10 protein-coding genes are annotated in these 14,120 nt (G+C 68.8%); 3 read left to right on the top strand and 7 right to left on the bottom strand.

Annotated elements, in window-relative coordinates; translation table 11 throughout:
- Positions 1-41: 41 nt before the first annotated feature.
- The 5 genes from IT882_RS02250 to IT882_RS02230 are packed head-to-tail and all read right to left on the bottom strand — an operon-like array spanning position 42 to position 10,067.
- A complete protein-coding gene (locus IT882_RS02250) occupies positions 42-1,802 on the bottom strand; it encodes a transglutaminaseTgpA domain-containing protein (RefSeq protein WP_195692986.1) in 1,761 nt (586 codons plus the stop codon).
- Positions 1,799-3,013, bottom strand: a complete 1,215-nt coding sequence (locus IT882_RS02245) for a DUF58 domain-containing protein (RefSeq protein ID WP_195692985.1) — start codon at positions 3,011-3,013, stop codon at positions 1,799-1,801. The genes IT882_RS02250 and IT882_RS02245 overlap by 4 nt, the downstream gene beginning before the upstream one ends.
- Entirely contained in the window at positions 3,010-3,984 is a 975-nt protein-coding gene (locus IT882_RS02240) for an AAA family ATPase (RefSeq protein WP_195692984.1), read from the bottom strand. The genes IT882_RS02245 and IT882_RS02240 overlap by 4 nt, the downstream gene beginning before the upstream one ends.
- Positions 3,985-4,008: 24 nt before the next feature.
- Entirely contained in the window at positions 4,009-9,462 is a 5,454-nt protein-coding gene (locus tag IT882_RS02235; RefSeq protein ID WP_195692983.1) for an Ig-like domain-containing protein, read from the bottom strand.
- The gene (locus tag IT882_RS02230) at positions 9,459-10,067 is read right to left on the bottom strand and encodes a hypothetical protein (RefSeq protein ID WP_195692982.1); all 609 of its coding nucleotides are present in this window, start codon (positions 10,065-10,067) and stop codon (positions 9,459-9,461) included. The genes IT882_RS02235 and IT882_RS02230 overlap by 4 nt, the downstream gene beginning before the upstream one ends.
- A 246-nt stretch (positions 10,068-10,313) precedes the next feature.
- On the opposite strand from IT882_RS02230, the gene IT882_RS02225 reads away from it, so the two are divergent.
- Entirely contained in the window at positions 10,314-11,108 is a 795-nt protein-coding gene (locus IT882_RS02225) for a DUF2690 domain-containing protein (protein WP_195692981.1), read from the top strand.
- A 79-nt stretch (positions 11,109-11,187) separates the two neighbouring features.
- Positions 11,188-12,591 (top strand): sugar transferase, encoded by a 1,404-nt coding sequence (locus tag IT882_RS02220; protein ID WP_229382250.1) that lies wholly within the window; start codon positions 11,188-11,190, stop codon positions 12,589-12,591.
- A gap of 15 nt (positions 12,592-12,606) precedes the next feature.
- Here the strand turns inward: IT882_RS02220 and IT882_RS02215 are convergent, their stop codons facing one another.
- Together IT882_RS02215 and IT882_RS16845 are read right to left on the bottom strand one after the other, a co-directional pair.
- Positions 12,607-12,813 carry a hypothetical protein gene (locus IT882_RS02215; RefSeq protein ID WP_195692979.1) on the bottom strand — a complete coding sequence of 69 codons (207 nt, stop codon included), beginning with the start codon at positions 12,811-12,813 and terminating at the stop codon, positions 12,607-12,609.
- Positions 12,810-12,932: a hypothetical protein gene (locus IT882_RS16845; protein WP_267490537.1), complete on the bottom strand. Its 123-nt coding sequence runs from the start codon at positions 12,930-12,932 to the stop codon at positions 12,810-12,812. Before IT882_RS16845 ends, IT882_RS02215 begins: the two co-directional genes overlap by 4 nt.
- A 110-nt stretch (positions 12,933-13,042) precedes the next feature.
- Here IT882_RS16845 and IT882_RS02210 point away from each other — a divergent pair, with 110 nt between their 5' ends.
- Positions 13,043-14,026, top strand: a complete 984-nt coding sequence (locus IT882_RS02210; RefSeq protein WP_195692978.1) for a hypothetical protein — start codon at positions 13,043-13,045, stop codon at positions 14,024-14,026.
- Positions 14,027-14,120: the final 94 nt, after the last annotated feature.

The following is a 14,120-nucleotide window of genomic DNA, read 5'->3' as shown; positions in this document are numbered from 1 at the left end:
GCCACGCGAGGTCGACCTGCTCGTCCTGGGCCGCCGCCTCTTCAAGCGGAGTGGTCGGGGGAGCTCAGCCGGCTCCTGCGGCGACTGCGGCGGCTGGGCGACCTGCGCCTGGGGCTTCTGGCTCTGCTGGGGGTCTCTTCCAGCGGCACGCGATCCTCCGCGGGAGTCGGCGAGAACGCCACCCAGCCGAACTCCTGGAACGGCACCTCCACCCACGCGGCGACGTCGTCCCCGGTCACCCCGACCTTCGCGCCCGCAGCCTCGGGCTGGAACCCCATCACGACCCGCACCGGAATGCCGAGTTGCGCGACCATGAGCGCCATCGCGACGGCATACTGCTCATCGTCACCGATCATCTGCGTGCCGGCCAGAAGGTCGGCCTCACGGTCGAGGGTGTGACCGGAACGGGAGATCGCCTGACTCTCGAGTCCATCGCTGTAGAACCCCTCGCTCTGGAAGAAGGCCTCGATCGCGCGCACCTGCTCGACAGGCGTCGTCGCGCCCGCCGTGACTTCCTCGATCAGCGCGACGACCTCGTCGGGCACGGCGACCGGCACCGGCGTGGTGATCTGAGCGATCGTCGCGCCGAGCAGTTCCTCCTCGCTCGGGACCGCAAGCGCCGCGACATCCAGCCGATACACGTCGCCCGATGCCAACCCGGCCGTGACGATCGCGGTTCCGGTCGCCGAGTTGTAGTGCAGCGCTCCCCCGAGACGCGCGGAGTCGACACCCGAGAACTCGAAGCCCGCCGCATAGCCGACGGTCGGCAGCCACACGCCGGGGAGGTCCTGCACGGTGACCGTCACGGTCGCGCGCTCGCCCGCCGGTACCGGCTCGATCTCGCGGCCGACCCTCGCGAAGACACCGGAGCCGGCACCGCCGGAGCCCGACACCTTGTAGACGACGCCGTCGTAGAGGTCGAGCGTCGCGAGTCGTATCGGGGCCCCCGCGGGCAGTCCCTCGACGGTGAAGAGCGTTGAGTCCTCGCCGTCCCTCACATACTTGCGGTACGAGGCCAGGGGCGTGGCGTAGTCGCGCAGATCCAGCGGCGGCACCACATGATCGCGCAGCACGTCGCGGTCTCCCAACGACACCGCCGTCGCGGTGGCACCCCCGGCGACCAGCGCGACGACCACGATCGCCGCGACCGGGACGATGCTCCTCAGACCGACCGGCGCGACGACCGCCGTCTGGTCGGTTCCGGCCCGGGCCCTCTCCGCCCGACCGAGCGCGACCCGCCACAGCGCCCACACGAGAGCGACCCCGGCCCACACTGCGCCGACGGCCCCCGGCGCGCGTCCGGAGTAGGTGCTGAACGCGATCGAGAGGAGAAGGAGCAGCACGGGCGCGATGAGCGCCCATGGCCAGCGCCGCCGAAGCCGCAGGGCGAGGCTGCCGGCGACTGTCGACCCGAGCAACGCCGACAGATACGGCACGATCGCGAGCTGGTCGAATCCGCTGAACGGGGTCTGCAGCGTCAGGACCTGCTTCCACGACTGCACGATCCCGACCGCGAGAGAGGCGAGCACTTCGAGCGTCGGGACGACACCGAGGAGTGAGACGTCGCGGAAGACGAGGAGCCCCCCGAACACGAAATAGGCGCCGAGCGCCACCGCCCCCACGGTCAGCGCGTGCCAGCGCCACCGCGAGCCGACGATCGCGATCGCGATGCCGAGGAGGACTCCGCCGGCCGCCGCGATCCAGAACCCGCCGCCGCTGTACGCGCCCGACAGCGGCACGAGCGCCACGAGAACCAGCGCCGCCATCGTCGTCGCGTTCACGGCGACCCGCGCCGCGGTCATGCCGTCACCGCCCGCATCCCCCGACGCAGAGCGGGCAGGTCGGGAACCGATACCATCGCGAGGTCTCCGAGCGCGCGGCGCGACAGAGACTCGTCGGGCGCCGCACGCAGGCAGAGCGGACGGACGGTCGGAGGAACGCGAAGCGACGCCGCGCGGATGTCCGCCGGTGGCGCAGCAGAGCCGGTCACGAACAGCACAACGGAGGCGCTCGCTGCCGCTGAGACGACACTGCGCCCGACCTCGCCGATACGCCGATCGGCCGGGTCGGTCTCGACACCCGCGAGCTCGTCCAGCAGCTGCCCCGCGGTCCGCACCGCGAGCGCACCGCGCGGCGTGAGGAAGGTGACGGTCTTGCCGTCGCGGATCGCTGACAACCCGACAGAGCCGGCGACCGACACCGCCAGCTCGAACTCGTCATCCGACGCGTACTCGGCGTCGTTGGTCGACAGCGCGACCACCAGGTGAGACCTGCGGGTCTGCTCGAACTGCCGGATCATCGTCACTCCGGTGCGGGCCGTCGATCTCCAGTGCACATGCCGCAGGTCGTCGCCCGGCACATACTCGCGTAAGGCGTGGAACGAGACGTCGTCATCGGCCAGGTCTCGGGTCGGAAGACCCTCGAGGTCGCGCAAGATCCCGGTCGTGTCGCCGTCGAGCGGGACGACGCGGGGATGCACGTAGAGCTCGGTCGGCTCCGACCAGGTCACGCGACGCTGCAGAAGTCCCAGGGGGTCGCTGCGCACGGAGGTCACCGGACCGAGAGTGAGCACCGCGCGACGCTGGGTCGGGATGGTGAAGAGCTCGTCGTGCTCGGCATCGGGGGCAAGACCGGGAACGGCGAACTCGGGCCGCGCCTGCCCCACGGGCAGCTGAACGCGCGTAGAGGGAGATCGTCGATGCGCGACGTTGCGTACGACGAGCCGTCCTGCCGCGGGCTCGCCGACCACGACCCGCGATGACGCCAGCTCCACCGTCACTCGATACGTCGCAGATCTCAGCACGAAGGGTACGGCGATCACGAGCACGGCGGCACAGACCACCGCGATCGCCAGCATCTCCGCCCAGCCGAGGACTGCCGCGAACACCGTCGATGCGACTGCGAGGGCGGCGACGCTCCAGCCCAGCGCGGTCCCGATCCGCAGCGGCACCGCGAGGCGCCGCAGCGTGGGAACGACACGCTGCGACCAGAGGTCGACCGCCCGCCGGATCATGCCGCGTTCGTCCGCGACTGCGGAGCGGCGATGTCGGCGAGCACACGTCCGATGACGGATTCCGCCGTGACCCCGGCGAACTCCGCCTCCGGGTCCATGACAAGCCGGTGCTCCCACACGGGCTGGGCGAGCGCCTTGATGTCGTCGGGGATGACATACGTGCGCCCGTCCTCGGCAGCCCACACCTTCGCCGCGCGGATCATCGCGAGCATGCCTCGCACCGAGACGCCGAGACGGGTGTTCGGATCGGCGCGGGTCTCTTCCGCAAGCTGCGCGGTGAAGCGCAACACCGCAGGGTCCACATGCACTCCGGCGAGCAGATCGGCGATGTCGGCGATCGCCGAGGTCGTGATGACCGCCTGGACGCTCGATGACCGGTCCCGCGTCGCCGCGCCCCCGAGGATCTGCTCCGCAGCCGCCAGATCGGGGTAGCCGATGCTGGTCTTGATGAGGAAGCGATCGAGCTGCGCCTCCGGCAGCTTGTAGGTACCCGCCTGCTCGATCGGGTTCTGCGTCGCGATCACCATGAACGGGCGTCCCGTCTCGTGCGGCTGCCCGTCCACCGTGACACGCCCCTCCTCCATCACCTCGAGCAGGGCCGACTGCGTCTTGGGGCTGGCGCGGTTGATCTCGTCCGCGAGCACCACGGAGGCGAAGATCGGCCCGCGGTGGAACGTGAACTTGTGCGCCTGCTGGTCGTAGATCGTCACGCCGGTGACGTCGGAGGGCAGCAGGTCGGGCGTGAACTGGATGCGGCTGTTCGTGCCCTGCACCGTGGCGGCGAGCGCCTTCGCAAGCTGGGTCTTTCCCGTTCCCGGGGCATCCTCCAGGAGCACGTGCCCCTCCGCGAGCATCGCCGTGAGCACCAGCCGGATGACGCCGGGCTTGCCCAGCACCACCTGGCCCACGTTGTCGCTGAGTCGTTGGAACGTCTCCGCGAACCACGTCGCCTGTTCCTGTGTCAGTGTCATGTCTATTCCCCGCTCCATTCCGAGCTAGTTGAGCAAGATCGTGTTGGACCAGATCTCGTTGCCTACCCGCAGGTTCCCGTAGCCTCCGCCGGTCATCTGACAGGTCGAGGGCCAATCCCAGGTGCCGGATCCGGATCCATCAGTCGTCACGGTGAAGGAGCCGATGGAGTGCCCGCCCTGCCCGTCAGATCCCGGCATCACCCAGCACGCGACCGTCAGCGACCGGTTGGCCTCAAAGCCACTAACGACCAGCCGGACGCCGATACCGCCGTTCGGCTGGCTTATGGTCATGTTCTTGGGTGGCGGGTCGTTCGCCTGGCCCGTCTGGGATGCCGTCGTCGCCCCCGCCTCGTTCGTGTAGCTGAGGTTCAGCGTGTAGCTCTGGCTGGGCGACAAGCCGGTCGCTGTCCACGACAGGTTCCCCTCGCCCGCGACAGGAGCGCTCGACGCCGTGATCGGGCGTCCGTTGGCGCTGATCGTCCACGTGAACTTCACCGCGTTGTCCTGCCTCTCGGCGGTGAAGTTGTTGATGATCGGCTTGCCGAACGGCACGGCATCCGTCGACGACGTCTCGGCGCTGCGCGCCACTCCCTCGACAGACGACTGCGCCCAGACCGACACGGAGTACGTGGAGCCGTTCGACAGCCCGCCGATGACCGTGCCGCCGGGGCTGGCCGCGCCCTGCGCACCCGTCTGGTTCACCCGGTAGCCGTACGTGATGTCCGAGGCCCGGTTGCCGTTGCCCGCACCGGGGGTGAACGTCACTGTGACGCTCCCGTCCCCGGGTGTCAGGACGACGTTCGTCGGCGCACCCGGCGCGACCGCGGCCCGTCTCGGCGCCGAGTCGGCGCTCGACACTGAGCTCCCGGCCTTGTTCCGCGCCGACACCGAGAACGTGTAGTCGCTCTCGTTCGTGTCGACCACGACGTTCTGACTCGTCGCTCCCGTGACCACCGTCGTGATGACCGCCCCGCCCCGCTTCACCGTGAGGGTGTAGTCCGCCACAGGATCGCCGTTGTCCGAGGCCGGAGGAGCCCACGACACCGCGATCTGCGCCTGCGCGCCCACCGGCGTGGCAGCGGAGGTCGTCGGCTGGCCGGGCGCATCCGGCACGCCAGCGGGAATGACGGTCGCCGAGTACCCGCTCCAGTCCGACGGATCCGGGGCGCGATTCACCGCCTGCACCCGCACCTGGTAGGCGACGCCGTTCTCGAGCCCGGTCCACGTCAGCGCGTTCCCGGTGACGCCCGTCTTCTGCAGAGATCCGAAGGCGGGAGCGGGCGAGATCTCGAGGTTGTAACTCAGCACCGGCGATCCGTTGGAGCCGGGCGTCGCCCAGCTCACCGAGATCTCGCCGTCACCGAACACCGCCGTCGGTGCCCCCGGCGTGTCGGGCCGTGCGTCGGGTCGCGCGGGAGCGGACGACGGCGAAGGATCGGACTCACCCACCGCGTTCACGGCGATCACCGAGAACGTGTACTCCACGTCGTTGGTCAGACCGTCGAGGGTGCAGGTTGTCGACGCGCACGAGGTCGAGAAGCCCTGCGGTGACGTGACCCGGTACTCCGTGATCGCGGAGCCGTTGTTGGCCGGCGCCGTCCACGACAGCACGACCGTGCGGTCCTGGATCGAGGTGACCGAAGGCGTGCCCGGCGCGTCCGGGCGCCCCTGAACGGTCAGGAGGATTCGACCGTCCACCTCGCGGTCGGCGCTCTGGGTCGCATCCGCGATCCGGTACGTGACGATCATGGTGCCGAAGAAGTCCGACGCGGGCGTGACCTCGACGCGTTCTCCCTGCACCACGGCTGACCCTCGGCCGCTGTCCACGCGCGCAGACACGACAGTCAACGGTCCACGATCCTCGAACGGGTTGTAGTCGTTCGCCAGCACGGCCACCGACTGCGTCTCACCCTGGTTCGCTTGCGAGATCACATCGTCGTTCGCCACGGGGAACGGCCGCTGACTGGTAACGGTCGTGATCGTGACGGTTCCCTCACCGGGCTCGGAGGTGCCATCGCTCGCCGCGATGCCGACCTGCGCCTCGGTGCCCGGCGCGGTATCGGCGTCCGCAGCCACCGTGAGAGTCTCCCCCGACACCGAGACCTGGAATCCCGCCGGGATATCGCCCGCGATCGAGAAGCTCAGCCGGCCCTGGTCGCCCTCATCGGGGTCGAAGGAGAGCTTGGCGAGGTTGAGGGTCGCCGGCTCTTCGCCGGGCGCGACCGTCACCGCAGCGTTGCGCAGGGTCGGCGACTGGTTCTCGATCGGCAGCACCGTGATCGGTATGGCGACGAACGCCGACAGGCCCTCCGGATCATCGGGACCGGACCCGTCGGTGACGAGAACTCCGAGAGTGTCGGGGCCGTACCAGTCGACAGCGGACGTGTACTGGAGCGTCGTCTCGTCGACGATCGGCGACGAACCGTCGGAGTGCCCGGTGCGGATCGAGTCGGCGGTCGCGACGCGCGCAGTGCGACCGGAGCGCACGCGCACGTAGTCGGACAGCTCGATCATCACCGATTCGCCGCTGTCGACGACGATCGGTTCGGCGGAGAGCAGCGTCGGCACCAGGCTCGACGAACCGGGGACGAACACGAAGGCCTGCCCGACGTTCCCGTCCTCATCGGTCACCGCGTACCGGACGATCCGGGAGCCCTCGGTCACCGGGATCGTCACCGTCCCGTCGGCGGCGACCGTCACATCGTCCGCGGCGACGGTCACGGTGAGGGCCGACGCCGTCCCGTCGGGATCCTCATCGTTGTCGAGAACAGCGACCGCGACGGTCAGATCGTCGGCGACATCGAGGATCGACACATGGTCATCGCGAGCGATCGGCGCCTGCAGACGAGCATCCGGATCGACCGTCACGAGCAGCACGCCCTGAGCGCTCGCGCCGAACGTGTCAGCGATCGTGTAGGTGATCGTGTAGTCGCCGGGCTGGGTGGGCGCGTCCACGAGGATCCGACCCGACGACACGGATGCGTCGATGCCGTCGGGAACGACGAGGTCGTCACTGAGCGTGATCTCGTCCCCATCGGGGTCGGAGTCGTTCGCGGTGACAGCGACGGCGACCATGCGACCGGGCCGGATGCTCACGGCATCCTTCGCCGCATACGGGGCCTGGTTCTCGTAGCCTGCCGGGGCGACACCCACCGTAACGGTGCTCTCGGCGGTGGCGCCGAGCCGGTCGCGGACGGCATACGTGAAGGTGTCGCGGCCGAACGCATCAGGGAACGCCTCGTAGGTCAGCCAGCTGTCGCCGACGGTGACACGTCCCTTCGAGGGCGTCGATGCCACACCGACCAGCTCGACCGAGTCCCCATCGGTGTCGATGCCGTCGAGGGGGATCGCGATGCGCTCGGTCGTCCCGGCCACCGCCCGCGCCGTGACCGCCTGCGGTCGCGGCGGGGAGTTGGTCCCCTCGTCCGCGGGCAGGACCTGAATCGTCACGTACCCGGCGGTCGAGTTCTGTTGCGAATCCCTGATCTGGTAGGTCGCATGCACCGTCCCCGGCGTATCGCCGGCCTGGTACCGGATCGTGTCGCCCGCGACGAAGATCGTGGACGGATCGTCGACATCGGTGTCGACGAGCTCCGGATCGAGGTCGATGGCGTCGCTGTCGGGGTGGTAGTCGTTCGCCAGCACGGGGATCGTGACGATGTCGCCGGCGCGCACGACCGCGCGATCCTCGACGGCGACGGGCGGCCGGAGCTTCTCGGGCAGGGCGACCGGAAGGACGACGACCTCGCCCGTCGAGCTCTGAGAGCCGTTGGACACCGTGTACGACAGCGTGATGCTGCTCGCCAGTCCTGCCAGATCGGTCACCCGCAGGATGCTGTGGTTGAGCACCTCGACAGAGATGCCCGCGCCGCGCGGCGCCTTCGCCGCCTGGACCACGAGGATGCCGCCGGCCGGGTCCGTATCGTTGCCCAGAACGTCGACGAGAACGTCGCGGCCCGTCGGCAGAAGCGCGAGGTCGCGAACGGCAACGGGCGCTTGCGCCGCCGAATCTCCGTCGACCACGTCGATCCGCACCAGCCCCACCGCTGAGCGCGGTCCATCCGTGACGAGATACTGCACGTAATAGGAGCCCGCGGCATCGGATGCGAATTCGAACGAGTGGTCGCTGTAGTCCGGTACGAGCCTCACCCCCGGAAGAGGATCGACCTTCGACAGGCGCAGTTCCTCACCGCTCGGGCTCAGGTCATTGCTCAGCGGCCAGACGGTGATCGGCACACCGGCCACCGTCGACACCCGGTCCGAGTTCGCGACCGGATCGAGTGAGTCGACCGGACGCACGTTGACGCGCAGGATCCCCTGCTCCTCGTCGCGCCCGTCCGACACCGTGAGCACGACCTCCTTGACCCCGACCTCGCCGCTTGTCGCGGAGAACTCGATGACACCGTTGCTGCGATAGGACACGGTGTCAGTGCCGTCGACGGTCGCGTGCTTGAGATAGATGTCGTCACCGTCGGGATCTATCCATCCGTCGAGAGCTCCGTAGGACATCGAGGCGCCGACCTCGACCTGCACGGTGTTCACGCGCGTCTGCCTCGGGGCGGCGTTCACGCTCGCGTCGTGGATCGCCAGCGACACGGTCGCCGTATCGGTGCCACCGCGGCCGTCATCGATCTCGTAAGCGAACGACGTCGAGCCGGATGCGTTCGCGGGCACGGCGACCTGCAACGACGCACCACCGAGAACAGGGGAGATCTCGTAGCCGGTGGGGGGCGTTCCCGCGATCGCGGCGCTCAGGAGGTCGCCATCCGGGTCGGTGTCGTTGTCGGTGACGGGAAGAAGAACGGTACGCCCAGCTCGGGCTCCGTACTCGTCATCCACCGCGGTCGGCGGGTTGTTCTCAGCGGAGCGCTCGGGAAGCTCGTAGAGGGGCTCCTCCTGGTTCTCCTCCTCCTCGGCGTCGTCATCGGCAGGCGGCGTGACATCCGTCCAGTTGTCGACCTTCTCGATCTCGCTCTCAACCACCCAGACCGTGCCCGCCGTGATGTCGTTGACGACCACGACCCGCCGATTCGCGCGCAGAGTCAGCACCGCCGTGGCAGCGACATCGATCTCCTTCATTACGGGTTCGTCATCACCGGTGCACCAACGGGCGTACGCACCCGACCCGCTCCACACGCTGTAGACGCAGCCGTTGAGCCAGACCGGGGCCGCAGGCGTGCCCTTCTCAACGGTAGCCAAGACCTCCGGCTCTCCACCTCCCGCCCCGACGCGGACGAGTGCGGTCGGTGTCGCGACGAAGACCGCGTCCTGTCCGACGCCAGACTGCTGCAGCCTGCCCTCGGCACCATCCGGGATGTCGACCATCGACCCGTTCGCGAGATACAGCGCACCCGTTTCGCGGTCGAAAGCCACCCCCTCGCTCCCGATAGCAGCCACGTCGAGCTCGGCGTCCCGTGAGACGCTCCCGAGGTCTGTGACCCTGGTCTCCGGAAGCGCGTCCGACGCCGTCGACGTCACCGATGTGAGCGTGCCCTGGCTCGCCGAAGCCGCGAACACCGTAGCGCCGTCGCTCGAGACGGCGACGTCGCCGTCGGCGGCGACGTCGGCGATCGCGGACTCTTCGGAGAACGTGGCGCCGGCGAGGGCGTCGGTGTCGAGGATGTAGAGAGCACCACCGGCGGCGACGCCGAGCGTTCGCCCCCGAGTGCCACATCCGAACCCGCAGGGATGGACACCGGGTTCGCGAGCTCCACGGTCGCCGGGTCGACCATCGCGAGGGTCGTGTTGGTCTCGTCATGTACGAGGACGGTGCCGCCGTCCTGCAGCACATCGAACGTTCCGGCACGGGCACGAGCAGCGCCGTCGAGGAGCCGGGAGGGATAGTTGAGGTGTCCGACGAGCAAGTCGTTGCTCTTGGTGACCCACACGCCACCGTCGTCGAGCTGGACATCGGCGGTGGGGACGCCGGGGTAGACGACGGCAAGAGTGGAGATCGCGACAGCGGCGGCAGTCAGCGTCGCTCCCGACGCGAAGGCACCACGATGCCTCGCTATCGCACCCAGCAAGTTCACCACTTCGAGCCCCCAGAGCTGGACGGCCCCCTGCCGTCGCGGTTCGTTCATCGTGTTCGTTTGTCAAGTAGACCCCAATGACGTCCCCACGCCGTATGGGGAATATTCCCCATGGATGCCGTTGCCGAGTGAACCAGAACGGTCCTTATACGCAGCGGCGGAATCGTCCGATCCGAACGATTCGGAAAACTCGGAGAGAGCATGTCGGCCCGGGAATCCGGTGCTTCGCCGAAATCCCGCTGTGGTATAGCTAGTCCCCTAGCCCGAATGAAGACGCCACGCACCTTGGGGGGTACGATGTCGCCGGAGTCCAGCGAGCAAGCCGCAGACTCGATAGCGAAGCTCGCAGCAGATCTACGCCGGCTCAAGCTTGACGCCGGAGGACCGACTCTCTCCAAGCTCCAGAACGAGACCGGTGTATCGCGCTCGGTCATCTCCGAAGCGCTCGCCGGCAAACAGCTCCCGTCCGAACGAACGGTCGCGTCGCTCGTTCAGGCACTCGGTCAAGATCCGACCCCGTGGCTCGCCCGGCGCGAGGACCTGGCTCGCATCGAGCGGCCCACGCCGAACACCGATGAACCTGGTCGCGCGATGGGTATGTCCGTGCGCACCGGTGCCCTCATCGGAATCGCGTCCTTCCTCGGGGGAGCCCTCGCGACGGCCGCGGCCGCGTTCGCCGTGCTTCCTCTGCTCACTCCCTCACCATCGGCTGCCGAAGCCAGCCAGCAGATCGTCGTCGAGACCGGCGAGGACCCCGCACTGACCGCCTGTGTCGACGATGCGCGCGTCGCCACCGGGGACACGCGCGCGGACAACTCCCTCCTTGAGATCGTCTGGTCGGACAAGTGCCAAGCAGGGTGGGGGCGCATAACCCGCTACGACGGCCTCTACCAGGGGAACACCGTGACGATCGCGATCTACCCGCAGACCGCGCCGGACGGACCGGATCGACAGGAGGCGACTGAGCACGACGTTCAGGGCGCCTACACGACGCTCGTGGTCAGACCGTCCCGAGACACGCTGCTGTGCGCGGAAGGCAGCTTCACCGTCGACGGGAAGCGTATCGATCTCGGCGATCCGCTCTGCATCTGAGCCAGCCGCCTCGAGCCTGAGCACCAGCGAACGCGCGGTGTCGCGCCGGTGAACAACGGGCGTGTGCAAGGCTGGAGGGGTGCGCTCCACGGGTGAGCCACGACCGTGGCATGAGAGTTACCGCACACGACTGGTGATCAGCGACGCCGTCGTTCTGGTGTGGGTCGTTTACGGTACCCAGATCGTCTGGTTCGGCACCGGGAACGCACAGCTCTCCCTGCTGCGCGACCTGCGCTTCACCGCCGTCTCGTACTGGTTCGCCTCCGCGATCCTCGTCGCGCTGTGGCTGCTCGCACTGAGCCTGGCCGACACCCGCACGCCCGGCGTCGTCGGCGCAGGCACGACCGAGTACGTCCGCGTCATCGACTCGTCCCTGGTCCTGTTCGGCGTCATCGCGATCGTCGCGTTCCTGTTCCGCGTCGACATCGCCCGCGGCTACCTGCTCATCAGCCTTCCCGCCGGCATCCTGTTGCTCCTTCTGGTCAGATGGCTGTGGCGACAGTGGCTCGTCGCCAAACGCCGCGTCGGCAAGTGCGCCTCCGGTGTCATCCTCATCGGCTCGCCCGCATCGGTCGCCCAGGTGGGCACCGAGCTGCAGCGTCGCCGCGACACCGGCTACCTCGTCGTCGGAGCCTGCCTCCCACCCGAGCTCTCACCCGAGCCTCCATCTGGCGATGATCCGCTGCCGGATGCCGATATCCCCGTCCTCGGCACGTTCGACGACCTCGCCCGCGTCCTCGCCGAGACCGGCGCCGACACTGTGCTGGTCACCAGCAGCGACGCCCTCCCGCCGGAGAAGGTCAAGCAGATCTCGTGGAGCCTCGAAGCCGGCCGCCAGCACCTGCTGCTGGCACCGGGCATCGCCGACGTCGCCGGACCCCGCATCCACACCCGCCCGGTCTCGGGCCTGCCCCTCGTCCATGTCGAGACGCCGCGCTTCTCGCCCGGCCAACGCTTCGGCAAGCGCATGGCAGACCTCATCCTGTCGCTCGTCGCCGTTGTCGTGATCAGCCCACTCCTGGGCATCCTGGCCCTCGCCGTGAAGCTCTCGTCGCCCGGCCCGGTCTGCGTCCGCGAGACCCGTGTCGGCTACCACGGCCGCCCGTTCCGGATGCTCGCCTTCCGCACCACCCGCTACGACGGTGCCGACACGTCGCCCACAGCGCTCGGCCGGTGGATGCACCGCCATACCCTCGATGACCTACCGCAACTGTTCACCGTCATCGGCGGGACCATGTCCCTCGTCGGCCCGCGCCCCCCGCTGCCGAGCGAGGTCGAGACCTACACCGACGCCTCACTGCGTCGGTTCCTGGCCAAGCCCGGCATCACGGGCCTCTCCCAGATCAGCGGACGCGAGAACCTCGCGTGGGAGGATGCGGTACGCCTCGATCTCTCCTACGTCGAGAACTGGACCCTCGCCGGTGACATCGCGATCGTCGTCAAGTCCGCCAAGGCCGCTCTGCTCGGCCGCGCCGCCCGGTGAGCCGACGCTGAGTCCTCAGGATTCATCCCGACGCGAGCGCGACGTGCGGGCATCCAGACTCACGCCGATCGCGAGACCGATACCGATACCGATACCGATACCGATCGGCAGCCACAGCCCGACGCTCTGCGTGATGACCCCCACGACAACGCCGAGACCCGCTCCGAGCGCGACACCGAGAGCCGTTGCCGCGCCAGACCGCTTCGATGATCCTGCCGTCATTGCAGCAGCAGCAGATAGGTGACCCAATACGCCGCGACGCCCAGAGCGACGTTCCCGACACCCGCCAGAACGATACGCCCCGCGGACCACTTCTTCTTCTCGACCGGCTGCTCGCTCACGCTTCCTCCTCGACGCCCGTATCCCACGCACACGCGTGCGCCTGGCCGACGTTACCCACCCGGCGTGGCACATTAGTGCCATTGGCCACAAAGCGCCTCGAGGAGAGCTCATGACCGACAAGCGCGCACTGGTCGTCCTCGCCGCGGCCCTCCACGACCCGGATGCCGACCCGACCACCCTCGCGACCCGGCTGGGCCTCGACGAGGCCGACCTGCGAGAGCATCTATCGACACTCGAGCGTCGCGGACTTCTCAAGGTGACAGGAGACTCGATCGCTCACCGCAGGCCGGACTTCACGATCGCCACGGCCATCCAGCAGGTCATCGACGACGGCGTCCGCGAACTCACGGATGCCGCCGCCGCCGCGCACACCCTGGCCGCCAGCATCCCCGAACTCCTCCAAGCGTGGAACGCCGGCGAGACGGCGGACCGGACCGGCACCTCGACACCGCCCACCACCGTCCAGGGGACCTGGGCATTGGCCGACATGTGGCGCACCCAGTCCTCACGCCGCGCGCCTCGGTCGGCGCAGTTGTGCATCCCCTCGACGCAGATCCTGCGCGACGCCGGCCTGGACTACGCCGAGACGCTGTGGGCAGCCCGACCGATCGGCGGCGAGAGCCGCATCCGCGTCATCCTCTCCGACGAAGACGCCCTCGATCCCATCAACCGCTGGCACCTCGACAACGAACTGGCGGCCGGCACCTGGATCCGCACCCACCCGGCCCCGCCGAGCTTCTTCTGGATCATCGACGACGACACCGTCACCCTCCCGTCCGTCTGGGGCGATCCTCATCCGACCCGCGTGCTCGCAACGAGCGCCGAAGAAGTCGTCTCGCTTGCTTCCTGGGTCTTCGAGAAGCTGTGGGCCGAGGCGACCGCGGTCGACCAGAGCGAAGAGCCGCGGGCACCGATGCTCGCCCTCATGAGCCGGGGCATGACCGTCGAGGCAGCCGCCCACACACTGGGCTTGAGCCCTCGAACCGGCAGACGCCGGGTGGATCAGGCGATGCGCCACTTCGGTGTCACCGGCCAGTTCGCCCTCGGAGTCGTCTGGGGCGCGCAACAGGCCGGCCGCGGACGCCTGCCCTGATCGGGCTAGCCGAACGCGCAGCCGCACAGCAAGCCCTGCAGCCTCCGGCAGTCTTTCGCTAGGGTCGGTCGGGACCGCCGACCCGGGAGGCCTT

Origin of the sequence: Microbacterium schleiferi (assembly GCF_015565955.1) — a bacterium.
Taxonomy (GTDB): domain Bacteria; phylum Actinomycetota; class Actinomycetes; order Actinomycetales; family Microbacteriaceae; genus Microbacterium; species Microbacterium schleiferi_A.
This window is presented reverse-complemented; position numbering and strand designations above follow the sequence as displayed.